At 36.5% G+C, this 18,739-nt stretch carries 17 protein-coding genes; 6 read left to right on the plus strand and 11 right to left on the minus strand.

The window, feature by feature from the left end; translation table 11 throughout:
- Positions 1-17: 17 nt before the first annotated feature.
- Positions 18-776: a DUF547 domain-containing protein gene (locus ND811_RS09355; RefSeq protein ID WP_265351635.1), complete on the plus strand. Its 759-nt coding sequence runs from the start codon at positions 18-20 to the stop codon at positions 774-776.
- 60 nt (positions 777-836) lie between these two features.
- Here the strand turns inward: ND811_RS09355 and ND811_RS09360 are convergent, their stop codons facing one another.
- From ND811_RS09360 to ND811_RS09370, 3 genes are all read right to left on the minus strand, one after another.
- Positions 837-1,253, minus strand: coding sequence for an OsmC family protein (locus tag ND811_RS09360; protein ID WP_265351634.1), 417 nt, complete (start codon positions 1,251-1,253; stop codon positions 837-839).
- A 41-nt stretch (positions 1,254-1,294) separates the two neighbouring features.
- Positions 1,295-1,930: a peroxiredoxin gene (locus ND811_RS09365; RefSeq protein WP_002975579.1), complete on the minus strand. Its 636-nt coding sequence runs from the start codon at positions 1,928-1,930 to the stop codon at positions 1,295-1,297.
- Between the two features lie 117 nt (positions 1,931-2,047).
- A complete protein-coding gene (locus ND811_RS09370) occupies positions 2,048-4,819 on the minus strand; it encodes an adenylate/guanylate cyclase domain-containing protein (protein WP_265351633.1) in 2,772 nt (923 codons plus the stop codon).
- A gap of 174 nt (positions 4,820-4,993) precedes the next feature.
- On the opposite strand from ND811_RS09370, the gene sthA reads away from it, so the two are divergent.
- The 4 genes from sthA (at position 4,994) to ND811_RS09390 (ending at position 8,682) form a co-directional block, all read left to right on the plus strand.
- Positions 4,994-6,397: a Si-specific NAD(P)(+) transhydrogenase gene (gene sthA / locus ND811_RS09375; protein ID WP_265351632.1), complete on the plus strand. Its 1,404-nt coding sequence runs from the start codon at positions 4,994-4,996 to the stop codon at positions 6,395-6,397.
- A 124-nt stretch (positions 6,398-6,521) separates the two neighbouring features.
- Positions 6,522-7,019 (plus strand): RNA polymerase sigma factor, encoded by a 498-nt coding sequence (locus ND811_RS09380; RefSeq protein WP_135743749.1) that lies wholly within the window; start codon positions 6,522-6,524, stop codon positions 7,017-7,019.
- 5 nt (positions 7,020-7,024) lie between these two features.
- Entirely contained in the window at positions 7,025-8,056 is a 1,032-nt protein-coding gene (locus ND811_RS09385; RefSeq protein WP_265351631.1) for a FecR domain-containing protein, read from the plus strand.
- An 80-nt stretch (positions 8,057-8,136) separates the two neighbouring features.
- Complete coding sequence (locus tag ND811_RS09390; protein WP_265351630.1) at positions 8,137-8,682, plus strand: HAMP domain-containing protein; 546 nt, start codon at positions 8,137-8,139, stop codon at positions 8,680-8,682.
- Between the two features lie 408 nt (positions 8,683-9,090).
- Here the strand turns inward: ND811_RS09390 and ND811_RS09395 are convergent, their stop codons facing one another.
- A complete protein-coding gene (locus ND811_RS09395; protein WP_265351908.1) occupies positions 9,091-10,269 on the minus strand; it encodes an IS481 family transposase in 1,179 nt (392 codons plus the stop codon).
- A gap of 512 nt (positions 10,270-10,781) precedes the next feature.
- On the minus strand, positions 10,782-11,711 hold the full coding sequence (locus ND811_RS09400) for a zincin-like metallopeptidase domain-containing protein (RefSeq protein WP_265351961.1): 930 nt from the start codon (positions 11,709-11,711) through the stop codon (positions 10,782-10,784).
- A gap of 283 nt (positions 11,712-11,994) precedes the next feature.
- Here ND811_RS09400 and ND811_RS09405 point away from each other — a divergent pair, with 283 nt between their 5' ends.
- On the plus strand, positions 11,995-12,489 hold the full coding sequence (locus ND811_RS09405; protein WP_265351960.1) for a hypothetical protein: 495 nt from the start codon (positions 11,995-11,997) through the stop codon (positions 12,487-12,489).
- An 88-nt stretch (positions 12,490-12,577) separates the two neighbouring features.
- On the opposite strand, the gene ND811_RS09410 is transcribed toward ND811_RS09405, so the two are convergent.
- The 6 genes from ND811_RS09410 to ND811_RS09435 form a co-directional block, all read right to left on the minus strand.
- Entirely contained in the window at positions 12,578-13,042 is a 465-nt protein-coding gene (locus ND811_RS09410) for a hypothetical protein (protein ID WP_265351959.1), read from the minus strand.
- Positions 13,043-13,312: 270 nt separating this feature from the next.
- Positions 13,313-14,467, minus strand: coding sequence for a hypothetical protein (locus tag ND811_RS09415; RefSeq protein ID WP_265365524.1), 1,155 nt, complete (start codon positions 14,465-14,467; stop codon positions 13,313-13,315).
- 65 nt (positions 14,468-14,532) lie between these two features.
- A complete protein-coding gene (locus ND811_RS09420) occupies positions 14,533-15,906 on the minus strand; it encodes a hypothetical protein (RefSeq protein ID WP_265351957.1) in 1,374 nt (457 codons plus the stop codon).
- A 93-nt stretch (positions 15,907-15,999) separates the two neighbouring features.
- Positions 16,000-17,496, minus strand: coding sequence for a FliM/FliN family flagellar motor switch protein (locus tag ND811_RS09425; RefSeq protein ID WP_265351956.1), 1,497 nt, complete (start codon positions 17,494-17,496; stop codon positions 16,000-16,002).
- A gap of 20 nt (positions 17,497-17,516) precedes the next feature.
- Positions 17,517-18,344, minus strand: a complete 828-nt coding sequence (locus tag ND811_RS09430) for a flagellar motor switch protein FliM (RefSeq protein ID WP_265351955.1) — start codon at positions 18,342-18,344, stop codon at positions 17,517-17,519.
- Between the two features lie 7 nt (positions 18,345-18,351).
- On the minus strand, positions 18,352-18,735 hold the full coding sequence (locus ND811_RS09435) for a hypothetical protein (RefSeq protein ID WP_265351954.1): 384 nt from the start codon (positions 18,733-18,735) through the stop codon (positions 18,352-18,354).
- Positions 18,736-18,739 lie beyond the last annotated feature (4 nt).

The raw sequence follows: 18,739 nt of genomic DNA on the forward strand, positions 1-18,739 counted from the left end.
GTGTTTGGATGGTCTTTATGAAACAGTTTCTCATTTCGTTTCTTTGTATTGGATTATGGCAAGGAATCTCTGCCCAGAGTTTTGATCATAAACATAGTGTTTGGGATTCCATCCTAAGAAAGAACGTGAAGAATGGACTTGTTTCCTATAAGGGAATTCAGTCTGAAGAAGCTTCTTTTCGTCAATATTTAGAATCTCTTTCGAAAGTAACGGAAGCCCAATACCAAGGTTTCAATGAAAAAGAAAAAATGAGTTTTCTAATCAACGCATACAATGCCTTTACCGTGAAACTCATTTTAGATCATTATCCTGTGGAGAGTATCACAGAAATTGGATCTCCGTTTTCGAAAATTAATTTAGCGCGCGGAATCCCTTGGAAAAAAGAATTTTTTTCTCTTCTAGGCAAGTCTAGACATTTGGATTGGATCGAACATGAAAAGTTAAGAAAGGATTTTAATGAACCAAGGATTCATTTTGCAATTGTTTGTGCTTCCATTGGTTGTCCTTATTTAGTTTCTGAAGCCTACACCCCCAATGCTTTAGAAAAACAACTCCAGACTGCAAAATTAGGATTCTTAAAAAACCCAAAAAAGAATTCCTATGATAAAACGACGAACACTTTGTATTTAAGTAAAATTTTTAACTGGTTCCAAACAGACTTCACCAAAAAAACAACCCTCATTCAATATGTGCAGGAAGGCTTTGAAGAAACCATCAAACCAGATGCCAAAATTGTTTATAACGAATATAGTTGGGACCTAAACGAATTAAAATAAAATAAGATAAAAGCTGAAGTAGGAGCTAAGAGAACGTTTCCTATTTCAGCAATTTCTAGTTTAAGGAACTAATTCAAATTCGTAAGTGATTTTTGCGGTTTTTTCTAATGTTTTGGCTACGGAACAGTATTTTTCTAAACTCAGATCAATCGCACGTTTTACCTGTTCTTCTTTAAAACCACCCTTTACTTTGAATTTCATATAGATGTTTTTAAATAGATTGGCTTCTTCGACTTTTTCCCTTTCTGCATCTACATCTACTGAGTAATCGAGGACTTCGATTCTGTGTTTTGTAAGAATCATTAGAACATCAATGCTACTACAACCAGCAAGTCCCATAATCAATAGTTCCATAGGCCTTGGGCCAGAATTTTTTCCACCAATTTCCGGCGAAGCATCGATACGAATGGAATTACCAGATTCATTCGTTGCTTCTAAAACATAAGGGGTTTCAATACGACTCAGTTTGATGTGCATGCGTATAAAATAGGCGGGTGGGATAACCCGCCAAGTTTAAATTACTTATTAGGTTGCGGTGTGTAACGTAAATAAGGTTTGATCGTGCGAAATCCTTTAGGGAATTTTTTCTTCGCATCTTCATCAGAAACAGAAGGAACGATGATCGTATCTTCTCCATCTTTCCAGTTTGCAGGAGTTGCAACACTGAATTGAGAAGTGAGTTGTAACGAATCGATCACTCGTAAAAGTTCATCAAAGTTTCTTCCTGTGGATGCAGGATAAGTAAGAGTTAACTTAACTTTTTTGTCTGGTCCAACAACAAATACAGAACGAACTGTAGTGGTTTCGCTGGCATTGGGGTGAATCATATCATAAAGGTTTGATACCTTACGATCTGCATCAGCAATGATAGGGTAGTTGACTTTGGTTCCTTGTGTTTCGTTGATATCAGAGATCCAACCTTTGTGGCTGTCAACAGGGTCAACCGAAAGTGCAATCACTTTCACATTACGTTTTTCGAACTCTGGTTTAATTTTTGCCACGTAACCAAGTTCTGTTGTACAAACCGGAGTGTAGTCTTTCGGGTGAGAAAATAAAATCCCCCAACCTTGTCCTAAATATTCATGAAAGTCAATTTTGCCTTCAGAGGTTTCCGCTTGGAAATTCGGTGCTTCGTCGCCTAAACGTAGTGCCATAGTTTGTCTCCTATAAGATGAGTGATTCCAATTCTAGAATTCACCTCTAGGAATGCAAGAATTTGTTACACTTTATTGGACAAAATTTCCATTTTATTGAAATATTTAGCTGATTTCTTACTTTTTTGTTCTGGTAAAGGCTCCGTCCCAGTCTGGTTCAGGGGGATTTTCCAAATAGTATTGGCATCTCTCCCAGAGGAGTTTGCAGGCCTCATCTCCATTAGTGGTCAGTAAGGTGTAGAATTTTTTCCCAGCTTCCTCAAATTTACGGTTTAAATATGAAAAAAGGGCAGATTCATAGGCTTCCACAAACTTACGATCTTCTTCTGTTTCATCGCCTTTTTTGGTTCGGATTTCATATAGTGTGACCGGTTTGGTTTTTCCTTTCACCCGCACAATGTCCAACTTTCTTGTGAAAAAATAGTCTTTCACTTCATCATGAACAAATTCAGAAACCAAAATACAGACTCCATAATCTTTTCCTGCTGCTTCTAAACGAGCCGCTAAATTGACAGTATCACCCATCATAGTATAAGAAGCCAGGGCATCGGTTCCCATAAATCCAACCTTCGCATAACCCATGTTTAGTCCAATTCGGAACTTCATCGTATGGGCTTCTGGAATGTATTTATTTTTCTCTATCCACTCAGCTTTTAGGACCTCAAGTTTATCTCGCATTTCAACACTGGCAGAAACGGCTTTTAAACAATGGTTTTCTACATCAAGAGGTGCGTTAAAAACTCCCACAATGGCATCCCCAATATATTTATCCAAAACCCCATCATGGTGTTTTAAAATGATGGTCATTGCTGATAAGTATTCGTTGAGAAGATTGGCAAGTTCCTTTGAATTCAGTTTTTCAGAAATGGTACTAAAACCAGCAATATCCGAAAAGAAGGCTGTGATGATTTTTTCACTTCCTTGTTTTAGTTTTTCTAAATCTTTGAGAGCCTCACCTACCACGACAGGATCCACCATACTACCGAGGACACCTCGCATTTTTTCTCGTTCTTTTAATCCGGACACCATTTGGTTTAATGCGACTGTTAAGTTTCCAAATTCATCATTCCCACCGTCTTCAAAATGCACATGAAGGTTGCCTTGCCCTACGTCTTCTGCACTTCGAATGATGTTTCGAATTTTTTGGACAACTACCCCAGAGATAAAAATGGCAAATAAAATTGCCACCAAACAAATGGTAATTGCTGTTAGTACAATTTGATTTCTATTGTCTTTGATGGCTCGAATTCCATCGGTTCTATCAACCAGTGTTCGAATGAGTCCAGAGAAATTATCACGTAACACAAGATTCGGAACATTCTCCGATTCCAAAAGATGGGTACCATCTAATTTCCACATGATTTCTTCTGATTCACTTCGGGAATGTCCAAAACTCCCATCAGGAAATAGTTTTTTTAATTCTTTTGTTGGAGTTTCCTGTTCCGCACTGAGAATCCATTTGCGAATGGCTTTCCAACGATTTCTTTGGATTTCTCGAACGTCTGGATCTTGGTAATAACGTTCATATTCGGTGGGATCTGTTTTGAATTTCATCAAAACCCAATCCTCCAAGGTTACATCTCGTAAACTTCTCAAAGCTTCTATTTTTTCCCAAGTTTCCAATGGAATAGGGTAGTTTGCAGTCACTTCATCAAAAATTTTGTCTCTCTCATCGATCAGTTCCCCGTAGGATTTATAGAAACTAGTAAAAAGTTTGTCCTTTGCGGGAGGGATCGGCGGTTTTGCATTTTTCAAAAATTGTATGCGTTCTCTTAGTTTTGGAATGAGTTCTGTTAGTTCTTTAGTGATTCGATAATCTTCTTTGATTACTTCTCTATAGTCACCTAAACTAGATTTAACACTACTTAGGTTGAAAGCCCTTTTGGTTGAATTTTGATGACGGAAAAGAGGAGAGTGGAGGGCTTGGATTTCTCTGTCTTCCCATTCATAAACATATTGTTTTTCGTTTTCATCGACTGAAGAAATGTCATCGGAAAACCGCTGGAAGGATTCTACCAAACTTTCTTCCATCTGATCAAACTGATCGAAATTTGCGAGGGGGGAGGTGTTGTCTATGATCTGTGTATCAAAAGAAGCAAGGGATGTTTCTCCTTGGATCATTGCAGAAAGTGGGAATGTTTGGATCCGGAAGAGTTTGGTATCAAGACCCAATTCTTCTAGTTTTCGTTTTTTGGAATCAGCATAGAACTTAGCGATGAAAAGATCCAGTTGTGACTTATGGTTTCGGATTTCTTTTTTTAGATTTTTAACATTGGTTTCCCAATCTGTTTTTGCCTCTGGGTCTTCTGGTGGAGTTTGTTTTTGAATTTCTAAATACTTTGCTTCGTTTCGAACATAAGAAGCGGCAAGATTAACTAAAGTATTCCATTCCCTTTCGCTAATATTTCGGTTGGCTGCTTCGCGAAGTTGGTGGCGGATTTCTCGTTCCAAAATATCCACATCATCTTTGGTTAAATAAACTGAAAAAAATGTATCTACTTTCTTTACCACTTTGGAGGTTCCGAGGGATCCAAAAAGATTGGTTTGGAATCCAAAGACAGAAACTGTTTTTTTCTTGGTGACCACTTTTGCAGTTCGATACTTTTTTAGTTCTTCTCTTTGCCTTTCGATCCTCGATTTGAATTCTTCGATCCGTATTAAGTTTTGCGAGATGTTCTCAATCTCCATCACCAAACTTGCGATGAAATTTTTGGAGACGGCAGCTTGTTTTTCGTAACTCTCTGAGAGAATGGCCGTCTGTTGGCGGACAGTAATGATGGAAAGTAAAAGAATCGTAAGGGCGATTAAGGTACCAGTAAACCAAGCAAGTTTAGCTCTGATTCCTTCGGAAAGGATTTTCCAGACAGAAGTAAGTCCGGATTGGATCATTTTAAAGAATTCCATAGGGATGGATGAAACTTGAGACCATGAGTTTTCAAAGCAAGATTTTTTGTATTTACGTTTTACTTTGTTAGGTGAAAAAGTCTAAGACAAGGCCTAAAGATTGGCTTTGTCAATTTTTCCTTGCTATTTTTCACTTCGTTTGTATTGTTTTTTTAGCAAATGTCCATCAATCGTTTCGATTTACTCGCCATCGGGGGCGGTCCTGCCGCACAAAAAGCTGCTATCCAAGCAAGCAAAATGGGAAAAAAAGCAGCCATTATAGAAAAAGACCCTTACTTGGGTGGAGGTTGTGTCCACTATGGAACTATCCCTTCCAAATCTTTACAAGAAACCAGTCGGTTCTATCGTAATTTAAAATTGTCCAATCTCCACGGATTACAATCACCTCAGCCCGCCATGCTTACTTTACAGGAACTTATGTTTCGTGCAGGAACGGTGATTGAAAAAGAAGAAGATGTCACTCGCGAACAAATGATCCAAAACCGAGTTACGACACTTACCGGTTGGGGCAAGATTGTGGATGCCCATCATGTTGAGGTGACAGACTCTGCTGGTAGAAAAAAAGTCTATGAAACTGAGAACATCCTGATCGCAACGGGTAGTAGTCCTCGTAGGCCCACAAACGAAAATATTCCTTTTGAAGATGGACTGGTCTATGACAGTGATGGGCTTTTTGCGATGAAAAAGATGCCCGTTTCTTTAGCCGTAGTTGGTGCTGGAATCATCGGGTCCGAATACGCTACAATTTTTGCTCATATCGGAGTAAAGGTTCATCTATTTGATTCCCAAAGTCGAATCCTTGGTTTTTTGGATGAAGATGTATCGAGTGAAATGACTCGTATCATGCAACAGTCAGGGATTTCCATCCATGTAGATTCTTCGATTACAAAGTACAACAAACTCCCTCATGAGGAAGGGTTTGAACTGACAACTAACAAAGGAGAGGTGGTTCGAGTCAATCAAGTCCTGATTTCACGTGGGCGTTTTGGGAATGTTGATCATTTGGGGTTAGAATCTGTAGGAATCATTCCGAACGACAGAAAACAAATTTTAGTGAATGAAAACTATCAATCCAATATTCCCAATATCTACGCTTGTGGAGATGTCATTGGATTTCCAAGTTTAGCATCTGTGTCCATGTACCAAGGTGCTTATGTCGCAAAACATATGTTTGGTCATCCTTCCGTCCCGGTTGATGGTGAAGAATTTCCTATTGGAATTTATACACTTCCAGAAATTGCCACTATTGGACCAACGGAAGAAGCATTAAAGGCGCGTGGAGTTTCTTATGGAGTAGGAATGGCGAGATTTGATACGATCACACGTGCGCAAATTAGTGGGGACCAAGTCGGTCTCTTAAAAATCCTTTTTGACAAACAATCCAGAAGAGTTTTGGGAGTTCATATCATTTCTGACAAAGCCACTGAGCTTATTGCTCTTGGCCAATGTGTGGTGAATCTCAAGGCCCCAATTGAATACTTTACCGAACACATTTTTAATTATCCGACGATGATCGGTGCGTATAAAAATGCGGCAAATGATGCCCTTTTAAGAGAAAAATAATCGGAATTCCTTGAGAATCTGACCTGTTCCGTTTGTTTACTTTTACAGAGAGGAACGGGATTTTACTTGTCAGAGACTCGGTTTTACCAACACATACAAGATTGTGTCAGACAAAGCTGCCTCTATGAGTCAAATTTATGAAAGAAGCCATAAGCGTATTTATGACTTCCTTTACAAGTACACTCAAAATGCGGACACGGCGATGGATTTGATGCAAGATAGTTTCTTAAGTTTCCATAAGCACTACGGCGAAGCCGGTCTCTCGGAAGAGAAATCCGTTATGGTTCTGTACACCATTGCCCGCAATTTATCGATCAATTATGCTAAAAAATTTTCTACAACAAAAGAGATTGTCTCCGATGAGATCGAGTTTCATAGCCACAATCCGAAGCTTGAAACCAGAGCAGAATACCAAGATTTAGAGGATAGGCTCTATTCTTTTTTGGGAGAACTTTCAGAAGAAGAACGTTCGGCTTTATTACTTAAAAATGTGGAAGGATTTCAGTTAGTGCAAATCGCTGAAGTCTTAGGAGTTTCGGTTTCTACGGCATCTCGTTTGGTCATTAGGGCCACTGAGAAAGTGTTGGCCATTGCCAAAAGAGAAAATCTGGTACCGGATTAGAATCAATGAACGAATTTGAGAAGCAACAAGCATTCGCTAAATGGGAAGAACTCTTACGTAAACCGTCAAAGGTAACGGAGTCTAGAGAATTTCCATCTTGGGAAGTTGTAGCGAAACGAAACATCCAATTCGAATATATCCCTAAAGAAAGCTCTGCGTCTAATGTATTATCTTTTTTCCGCAAACCAATCGGCATAACTTTAGTTGGTGGGTCTGCCTTATCGATTGCCGCAGCACTATTCTTTGTATTTTTACTGAAACCATCCAAACAGACTGAGGTTGCGAATGCCTCTGTCGCCAAAACTTCTAAAACCATCGTTTCACCGTTGAAAGTCATTGTTTCTTCGGTAAAAGGAAAGGTATCTGTTTTGCCAGAAGGAAGTTCGCATCCGGTGGCTCTTGTAAAAAACTACCAATTGGTTTCGGGTGATGTTATCATTACAGAAGGAAACTCGCAAAGTGATTTAGATTTTGAAACTGGATCTTGGATGCGAATCACCCCAAATTCTGAAGTCATTTTAGATCGAATCGAAAAAACTGAGGATTCCCAATTTCAAAAGTTTTCTGTAAAAAAAGGTAAACTCTTTGCTTCTGTTTCCAAACTTTCGAAGGACAGCCAGTTTGTTGTGCAAGCCGGAGAACATCTTACACAAGTTAGAGGAACAGTTTTCAGTGTTCAATTTGATGGGAAAACTGAAGTAGTTGCGGTTCGTGAAGGTTCTGTATCCGTTGGAGATTTAATCCTTAATTCACAACAACAAACTATTGCGAAATTAGGAGAAAATCCTGTCATAGCAGCTTCCTTGAGTGCCAAGGAAGACAAAGAACTCAAAGCATTTCAAACGCAAAGCGTTCTTGCTCGCGAATCCAAACTTTATGAAGAACATGCTAGATTAGAACTTGTCCGATTGGAAGATGGAACTGAGTACCGAGGTGTCATTCTTGGGCAATCAGAAACTCACCTTCATTTCCAAGGGTTAGAAGGTTTGATTGAAATCCCCATTCAGAAGATTCTAGAAACAGAAAAAATTCGTTAATCTTTATAAGTTTTTGACAATATTGTCTTTTCCTGAGAAGGTCTTTCCTAACACCCTAGGGGAATACCTTAACAGCAACCATGTCTCAAAATCACAAAAAAACCTTTCGTTTTCATTATCTCATCGATAAGGAATTCCAATTAAAGTTTTTAGCGCACTATTCGCTTTTGTTTATATCCGGGGTTCTTGTGACTTTAGGTTTTCTCTATTGGCTAAACCAAGCCAAGTATGATGGCGGGGCTGTGTTTCGTCTTCGTCAAGATGCACAAACAGTATATTGGAAAGTAGAAAACGAGGACGCGGGTCCAGGTGAGTTAAAAGAGAAATTTGTTCCAAGAGAGATTTACCTTCCGAACTATGACCACCAACTGAATATGTACACCATTCAATTTGATGCGGTGGTCACACTTTCGATTCTGTATTTGCTCTTAATCACCGTTTTTTCTGTTTTCAAATCTCACAAAATGGCAGGCCCCGTATTTAGTATCAAACGGTCTTTACAAAGGATGGCTTCGGGGGAACCGATTGAAACCATCCGCATCCGTAAGGGTGACGAGTTCCAAGAACTTGTGCAGGTGCTGAATGAAGTGATTCAGAAACGCGTCAGTGATGGTGCCAAAAAGTAGTATTAAGTAAATTATGTCGCATTGCTACCCGGTTGCCCCCGCCCTGAATTGGGTGGTGGAGGCGGGCTTGTGGGCTTTGTCGAACCACCTCTAACAGAAAATCCATAAAACCGCAATAGAGATTCCTAATTTCCCACTTTTTATTCTGATATGTTCATGTTTTTGAACAACTGCATGCCAACCAAATTCAAATCACAGTTGCAGGCAAGAAGTATCCGAAATCTGTTCCTTATCTAAATTTGGAGTAGATTTTAAGATGATGCAACGACTAGTGTTTCGAGTAGATTATTACGTGATGCAGTGAGCTACTTCCCATAATTGATCTTATGTCGCATTGGGTTTGGATTTATTTTGTATAGAAAGGCACATCGGTAACACTTTAGATCACTCACATGGGTGACACTTTTATTAGTCAATTCTATACAATAACCTCTGGTATTTCAACACTTTACTCGTATACAAATCTAAAATTCCAAGGATTGCGTTCGCAAAATAAAGACGACAATGCCTGTCAGAGACCTCTTCAAAGCCAACCACCTCTCCAATAAAAGGATTCCCAAAGAAGATACGATGGGATCCATATTGAGCAAAACCACTTTCATGAACTTTATCAGTGACAATATGAGTTGGATAAGCAACTTCCAGAATCTTTTTAGGAAATTCACGTATGGATGGTTTGTATACTTTTGAAGGAGTCAAGAAACCCAAAGCTTCATGAGGACGTATATAATTAAACTCATCGCAAAAGTTATCAAAGGCTCTCTGTTGAGCATTTAAACTTGATCTTGGAGGAAGAGCCGTTTCTTCTTTAAGAGTTCTGTGCATTCTTTCATGACGACCATTTTGAGAGGGTCTGCCTGGCTCAATCCTTTCCGGTCGAATTCCTAACTTCAACCACCAAACAGAAAGACTAGTGAGGCCACCGATCGCCTTACTCGCAAAGGGTGCGCCATTATCAGACTTAATGGCAATTGGTAGTCCATGCTCTTTAAAAACCCTTTCAAATACGGCTTTTGTTTGTTCCACATTCGTTTTATTTAAGATTTCGCAAGCAAGAAGATAACGACTATGAGCATCTGTGATTGTCAAAGGATCACAACGATCCCCATTCCCGACAGTAAAATGACCTTTAAAATCAACACACCAAACATCATTAGGTGCAACCACATCAGAGAAAGGAAAGAGAGACTGCGGTACTCTTTGTCGCTTTTTCTTGGGTTTGATAAGTCCCTTTTTTCTTAATATATTGCCAATCGTTGTTTCACTGGGAATGTGTTTTAGCCTGTGAAATCTAGCTTTTAGGATGGGTCGAAGTTTCTTTGGTCCCCAGGAAGGGTGTTCTTCACGTAAATCAAGGATCAATCGAACTACTTTTTCGGGAGTTGCATTTGATTGGGTGATTCGTTTTCTGGATTTGTCTTTGAGTCCATCAATTCCTAGAGACTCATAGTTTTTTAAATATTTATATCCGGTCTTTCTTGATATGTTAAAGTCTCTGCAAAGATCTGCAAAACACCAATTACCACTTTTAACAGCTGCTATAAACTTGATTCTTTCTTCTATCACTTTGGTTTCCTTCCAAGGCATCGGATTCTCCTCCGATACTCAATGTAAGTGTTACCTATGTGAGTTGTCTCTTTTGTTACCTATCTGACCTATCCATACCCTATTGAGTGTACTCGTACATCCTTTACAGAAAAGTAAACAAATTTTTATTCAGAGCTTCAAATGTAAGGAATTCCGCTAGAGCGTTAAATTCGATAGGCATAGCTTCGCCCCCTGAGTCCCATCCGCAAAACAGAACAGATGTTCTATTATAGGGAATATGATTCAATCCGAATTTTAATATCAATATATGCTTATTTAATTTTTAAGAATGGTGGTTAATCGGTGAGAACATTTCCTGCGTTTGTTGAGAAATACCTACCCAATAAATATCCGAGAGATTCTTTTTTATTTCAAAATAATTAAAAAATTATAGAATAGGGGATATATTTTTCTGTTTATAAACTGAGCAATATGTGAAAAATGAAATCTAATTATTTTGGATATTTTGTATTTAGTTCAAAAATAAATGGATCCAACTGATGATTTGGGACCTATCTTAGACCCCCCACCCCACTCTTCGCCTCCGCCTTCAAATATTCCACCGCTTCCATTGCAAGCCAACCAGCCTTCATGATCGCATGTGGATTGTTTTGCAAGATACTTAGCCAAGAAGAAATATATTCCTTATGTTGTAAGTTTCCGCTTAAACCAAATTCTCCAGCGAAAAGGGCCGAACATAACTCTGCAACCAACTCCTCAAACGCATAGCTGCTCCTACCATTCGAGAAGTCGCGATTCAATCGATGTCTTGCTCCTGTCCAATGTCCTAACTCGTGTAAGTAGGTGGCCCAATAATCACTTTCCGTTGCAAAATGCTCTTTTGGAGGCATAAGGATTACATCCGATGAAGTTGAATACTGAGCATTATCAAAGAAGGAAGTCGCTATTGTGTGATCTATCGCTTGCACAAACGATGCAACCTGATCCAAACTTTTTTCCCGAATCTTTGTTACATATAAAGAATACTCCGACTCAGGTACATTCATTTGTTCAATGTTGAACGTGGGGAACGCTTTATAATTCTTATATGTTTTGAAATAAACTGGCTCCTCATCTTTGTTTATTTCGAAAACTTCTTTTAATTCAGCTTTGTTTTGTCTCTTCTTAGGCCAAATCGGAACCTCAACATGGTAAGGAAACAAAACAGCAGCCTTTTCTATTTCCCCCTCTTTTGGTAAATAACCAAGACCTTTCCATTGTTTTGCTGTGGCCCAAACCGGATAAGTAAAGCCATACTTTACCAAACAATTTGTTAATAAAAAGGAATTAAACATTCCATACGTTTGTTTTGTTTTACCATTCTTTGGATATCCAAATGTCTGCCAAGGTTTGACCCACTGTCCTAGGTCACAAGATTGAATGGCCGCCATCACTTCTTCTGTTATTTCCTTAAGGATTTGATTTCCATATTTCTCTTTCATACCACTATATGTAAGTTCAAAGCCAAGGGTGTCACAATTTTTGGAAAAATTTGCAAACCTATTCCGCTTCAATCCCTTGGCAGAATATACACCTACCCTAGGACAAAATGGCGAATCTTATTGTAGAGAAGCAGGAAAAGGAAATCGGAAGGAAGTTTTCCGAAATTTTACACTCAATCGAGTATCTTATTCATAGGCACAAGTTAGGTTAAATAACTGTATCCCTTAAGGCAAGTTCTAACAATCAATTATGAAAATTCACAACTTTAATTGGCGCTCGTTATTGAATCTCAAAACAATCGAAGCAAATCAATCCTTGTTAGTTTCTACGTGGATTGATTTGCTTTTAGATTTTTTTGTCCACGGAGATTCTAAATTTGCAGAATCTCAGATGTCTGATTTTCTAAATCAAATCTTTCGAAAAAATGCAAAATTCTCGTATGTAGAATTTCTGAAAGAACTGCAGGTAGAATTTTCCTTATTTGAGTATGAAGACCAACTATTGTATCCTTTGAGTTCCATCACTGTGCCACTATGGGAAGACAAAACTCTTTTCGATCATTCAAAAGAATTGCCTCCCGACCTCCATTGTACCTTCTATCTAACTCCAAACGATATGGTAAAAGACTCTCATTTTACTTTCAAAAACTCAGGCAATGTAAACCATATAGAAAAGGTAATTTTGTTAGATGGCATCGAATGGACCCGACTTACAAATGATCGATTTTGGTCAGAAACAGGGGAAGGAATGAGTTACAGAATTCAAGACAAGGTATAACCATACCTTCCTCGTACCTGTAAATTCCCATCTACCATTCGTTCGCAGTTTCAATGTAAGTAAACGAATGCTGAAAAGAATCGATTTGCTACTTAATAAGCTCGTCGATTTTCTCCACTACTGCCTTAAAGCCAAGTCCATTTTTATGATATCGATTACTCCACGCCGGATGGTGAATTCCTAGAAAATGGATTCCTTTGTCATTGAAGTATTTCCAATAAGCAGAATTCGTTTCACCGCTTGAATCTCTGTCTGGCTGACTTTTTGGATTTATTGCCTTTCGAAAGAGACTGAATGGACTTTGATCACCATGACCCAAACACAACACCAGCTTAGGTTTTACAATTTCAAGTATACTCTTATGAATTGGGTAAAGACACTCTTTAAAGAAATTAGATACCGTATGATTTGGAGAATTTGCAATTAGGGAATTATCTTTTAAATCGACTGATCCTCTTATCGATTGCATAAAAATCGCGTTGAGAGTTATCGACTTTCTTAAGTCCAAACTAATCACACTATTTTTAAACAATTCTTGCATCACACGCTGCATGCCCACTGGAACAACCTTTTTATTATCGCTACAAATTGGACATTCTGCATACGTTTTTGATGGAGTATAGTGATGAAAAGGTTCCTTGTATTTGCCTGCTTTTTTTAAATCTGCTTTGCTATGCCTGCAACGATCAATAAAACCAGAATAGAACTTAAAGCTATCATTATCCCAATATTTTGAAATATTACTGCCTAAACTGCCGACAGACTCTGACTTAGGATCACATCCTTGCCTATTTTTGTCATAACCACCTCCCTGTTGTGGAATTCAAATAATTTGATGCAAATTGAGAAAAGCCTTAATTCTCTTTCGATTCCTTTTCTTTCGAAAAGGATGAAGATAAACTAACGTACCTGATGATGAAAACAATTTTAATTTATTTCGATCTGGATATTTAATATTTTTATCTTCGCTACCAAGCTTATTTATATTCAAATATCGGAGTGATTTAAATTGATCTATAAAGTTCTCAAATTTGACCATTCCATTACGATTAATACGGTGCAATCCAAGATATCGCAAATTATAATTTGGCATCTCTAATTCGGGAAATTGGAAATTTCCGGAAGCCATGATTTTAATGCGCATAATCGAATTCCTCTCAAACAAACTTTTGGGCAAATTTCTAAGATCGGGTGCAACTACCGTGAATGATTTCAATTTTGAACCAAAGGTTAAATTTTTAGGGAGATATCGGAACTGAGAATTCACAAATTCTTGCCTGTGATTTCTTAAAGCCAAACGAAATTTAGATGATAAGAGTTTTTTATAATGATGAAACATTCTTTTTTCAATGGTTTTAAGTCCAATTTTTGAGAATATAGAATTCTCTGTATGTTCCGTTGTAGAACAAAAACGGAACATATGCGCAGTTATATATTCAGAGGAAGATTTCAAACGATGATTTTCATATGCAAAAAATCTTAAATCTGGAAAAATCGTTAAGTCTTCAGGAAATTCTTTTAAGAGTGAATTCTGTATGCAGATATTACGTATTTTTTTCCCTTCAAATTCACTTGATGTATTAATTAACCTTCTCAAACTACAATCACGAAAATAGAGATGTGTAATATCAGCAAAACATCCACCTAGGGAAGGAAGTTCCTCCATATCCAATCCAACAAAATGAAGCATTTTAATATTTTTAACATCTTTTAGCAAATAACGAATATCGCCCATATTTAGATTATCAAATTCAGAATTCTTTTTTTCAGAGAAAAGCGAATCAGAAAATTCACTTTGTTTACCTTCCCCACTTATGCCATATTCTACTCTTTCATAGTATTGTTTCAATAACTCCCACTGAGACTTACGAAGAGAAATAGATTTAAAATTTACACCAACAACTTTAATGGCTTTTTCCGATTGATTTTTTGTTATATCAGAAAGAAAATCTTTTATATCGCTAAGGATACAATTCATATGAATGCAATACTCTTTCATTGCTTTAATTATAGCGATTTCCTAATTGGTATTGCGGAATTTATTTATCCGAAAGTCAGTTTATTTTTCCATCCCTCAATCTTTTTGAAGTTTGATTTTATTTTACTACAATTATCGAAAACATTTATCAACAAGTAACGGAAACTTGGAAATCGATTCATTAACTTGCAATCGTAGGTTGAGTAACCAGATTTCCATAGTTTGAAACACACTCTCGCAACATGAAGATTAAGTTTGTTTGAAAGTGAGGCGATACAAACGATCGTTTTTTCTTTTACATTTAAACAAAGAAGAACAGACTCTTTTGAATCAGGAATATTTTTCACAAACATAACTGATCCATCAAATAGAAAAATCGTACGTTCTGGAACAATATCTTTCGCGAGACAATTGTTATAAATGAATCCATATCCAATTAATTCATTCAGTGTGCGAATACATCTAAACCCGTGGACAGGAATTTTTTTGTCAAAAACAGGTATCAACATCTTTTGGGTCAACTTACCAAAATTCTTTTGAATTTTTTGCAAAACTTTATAATTCAAATTATCTAAGAAATCATAATTCTTAATCTTACTATTTTTAAGAATTGATATACATAGCCCGGATGCAAACAATCTTAAATACCTTTGCTTTTCCTTCCTATTCATATATTCTTTGTAATCTTTCTCGAAGTGATAAGAACTTGGATTCGAATTTTCAGCTAATTCATAAAAAATCAGTCCCAGATTTTTATAAAACCTTGAAAAGCCCAAAAGAAAATAAACATTCAGAGGATTTTCATATTTAAAAAATTTCTCTGGAATTTTTCCAAATTTCACCAGAGAAAGCAACCGAAACCACTCTTGCTCCCTGAGAGTGTCTATATTGTTTTGAGAAATAAACTCATATAAACCTGTAGATAACTTTCCATCATATGATAAATATGCTTTCCAATTATGCCATTTTTCGTTCGCGTCACTAAGTCTTAAACCAAAGTTACTTTTTTTGCCTAATCTCTCCATTTCAGCCAAATGTAACAAAAGATACTTTAAAAAAGGAAAATCTATGATTTCCTTTCTAAGTTTCTCATCTTCGAAAAACCGAATTATAATTGAAGCAGGCAAATATTTGAATCTTACAATTTCATTTCCATAATCTCCAAAAATAGGAATAGAAGCTATTCTAGTAAAATTAATAAATTCACGTGGAAGTTTAGATTCAAATTGCCTTCGCAATCCCTTTGAATTCTCGATAAATCTTTTAATTAAAAATTTAGGAACCCCAAACCCAATTAAGACCCCCAAATTAAAATTAAAACGAATTGGAATCTTTTGTTTTTTGTTTCCAACCTCCAAAATATATCTAGTTTTAGATGGGTATAATTTTAATGAATACCCAGAAGATGTGAGTTGATAAATGACAACAGGAGTTTTCATAGTTTAGAGCCAATGAAAACTTTAGCGCATCTTTACTGGAATTTCGGATTTAAATATTCCGAATAAAAAAATTTGAATCCGTAAGACAGAAATTTATTCTGAAACACGACGCAGCTCATTTGCAATTTCGCTTGATCCTTCCTTTTCCAACGCGATTAGAATTTTTTCCTGCATACTCCGAGAGAATAAAACGAAAAGCATTTCCATCGGCTGAATACTACTTTGGAACGTTTTAGTACTTTCAAAGTAAGAACGAATCAAAATGAATCTTTCGATATTGGCAAAAAATCGCTTTTTAGAGATATTAATTTTTGCAATTCGACTCTCAACATCCATTCTAACAGTTGCTTCAAGATTCGATAAGATGGCTAAAGACTGTTCCGAATCAATAAACTTTAAAACTAGTGCAAAAAATTGATTATTTTCTTCTTGGATATAATTCAAAATTTCCTTTGGATCAATGTCTTTTAGATTTTTGTTAGCAATCAACAAATTGAATTTATCAGATCTTTGATTTTCAAAAGAGAAAAGATTTAATATTTTTGAGTAGTATGTGTTTATGTTAATTCCATTGAACAAACTTTTGAAAATACTTACCCATTGCAAAACATTCAAGTCTTCTCCTCCGCTTTCGTTATCTGTATCAACAAAGCCGATTGCATCGACTCGGCCGCGAACCTGAAAAGCAATATTAGAATTTCTTAAAAATGCATACCCGAAGAAACTAATTCCATTATCAAATTTAAGGATAAATGGCTCTCCAGGATAAGTATTCAGTTTAATATTACTATTTAGCTCTAATTTTAGGATCTCACGACAAGTCATGATTCGTTCCCCAAGTATCAATCGACCTCTAATCCTATCAGAGGAAGATCTGATTACATTAGAATCACGCAAATCATTTATCTTTTCGATTTTTATTCCAAAATTTTCATCAGCAATAATTATACTGCCTTCAAATAAACGAAGGTCACTTGCTTCAGCATATAAGGCTATTGAACAATTTTGAAGATTGTCAAATTTAACAATACTTCCATTTGCCAAACTCATTATCTCTGCTTCGGTAAAGTATCCCCTATTCAATTCAGCCACTAAATTTACTTCACTATCCAAAATAGAAGTCCGAAGCTCATGCCGATTTAGTTCAAATTTTTTCAATTTTAAACGATTTTGCTTGGATTTAAAAACAGTGCGACAAGCTATTGTTTTCCCAATCATCAAGATCCCATTCTTCTTTTGATCCAATGTTTCTTCTAAAAAACAATTCTTCAATGGCACGGGAAGGTTTGTTAACTTGGATTCCATTAATTGGAAGTATTTTGAGAATTCAAATTCATGTGAAAGAAGATAAAACTTGAGATAAGAAAGTAACAGCGTTTTGATATCTGATTTAGCTGACAATTCCCCAAAGGCGTTTCGTATTTCGTCATAAGAGAGAGTTGATAGAAATTCTCTTAAATATTTCTTGTTCTTGCGAGTTTCAAAGCAGCCTTTTACCCAAAGAAAATATTTGAGTTTCTCAAGAATAGTTTCTAAATTCTTATTGTTAGAATTTTCTAACTGCGATATTTCTTCTTTTATTTGTTGCATCTTTCTTACCTAGACAATTGTCACTGATTCGCTCGAATGCCATGAATCGGAAGCAGTTGACCCTTTTCAAATTTTATAACCTTTGATACATTAAATCCAGGAACCTCAAGACAAGTAGTCTTACATCTTTCCTTTTCGCCGAGATTACGCTTATTATATAAATCGATTGATGTTTTCAAAAGAATCGACTCAATGGAAGAAAACGGAATAAATATTTGCATTAATTCAGAACAGTCATCAATATTTACGTCAAAACAAATGGATAACATTTTTGAACTTAAGGGTATTCTTTTGATTCTCCATGCTTCTCCTTCAACGAAATCAAGAGACAAACTCATCTCGCAAAGCGCGTTCCATTCTTTGTTCAGATGGACCAGAATTTTTTTTTCAAGAAAATCTTCTAAGATAAGTAATTGAAAACTAGAGAAAGGTTTCACTTGTTCTGAGGATTCTTCATTCGATGCCCCCAACAATTTGTTTAAAATTTCATTTGCTAAGTTATATTCGAAAATCAAAATTATTGGGTGTTTATATTTGTTAATATTAATTGTAGAAATTAATGTTGGTCCAGAGAAAGATCGAGTAACTTCCTCGTGGTGTAGCTCATCAATAGCCGCAATACTGATGAAAACTTTTGAATCAAGTTCCGACCGTAAATCTACTGTTAATGCAGTAGCAAAAGAAGAATGTATTGAAAAAAGAATATGTTCATGCTCTTCTGAAAAGAGAATAGGCCTATTGAAGTCATAGTATTTTGTATAATTTAAATTATTGAATTCACCTTCAGATAGATTGTTCAAAAAATCATCAATCTCTTCCATTGATAAAACTAATTTTTCTTCCTTCATATGTCTGCTACCATAGTATATTCAATGCTTCCAACTGATCGATCAGTTTGCCGAAATGCAACAGGTTCTCTTTTTCTAGTTCCGAATTGTTTTCCCATTCCTCTGGGTGCTTTTCCATTTCTAATCTAATGATTCGTTCAAACGAAATTTCACCATATCGTTTGCGAGAACTTCTCAAACCAATTTTTACTCGATCATTTCCTTTGATAAATTTATGCATTTCAACAATGTCGAATTTCTCAGGTAACATACAGATAATGGTAAGATAATAAAGGAAGTCTGGAATCTCATGTTGGTCCATAAAATGTATGAGTTTATTGATAATTGGAGGAACTTCGCTAAGTCTCACCTTACTCGGCAATTCAATCTCGGGTTCAAAAGAAGCGTTCATCTAA

Source organism: Leptospira soteropolitanensis, assembly GCF_026151655.1.
GTDB lineage: Bacteria > Spirochaetota > Leptospiria > Leptospirales > Leptospiraceae > Leptospira_A > Leptospira_A soteropolitanensis.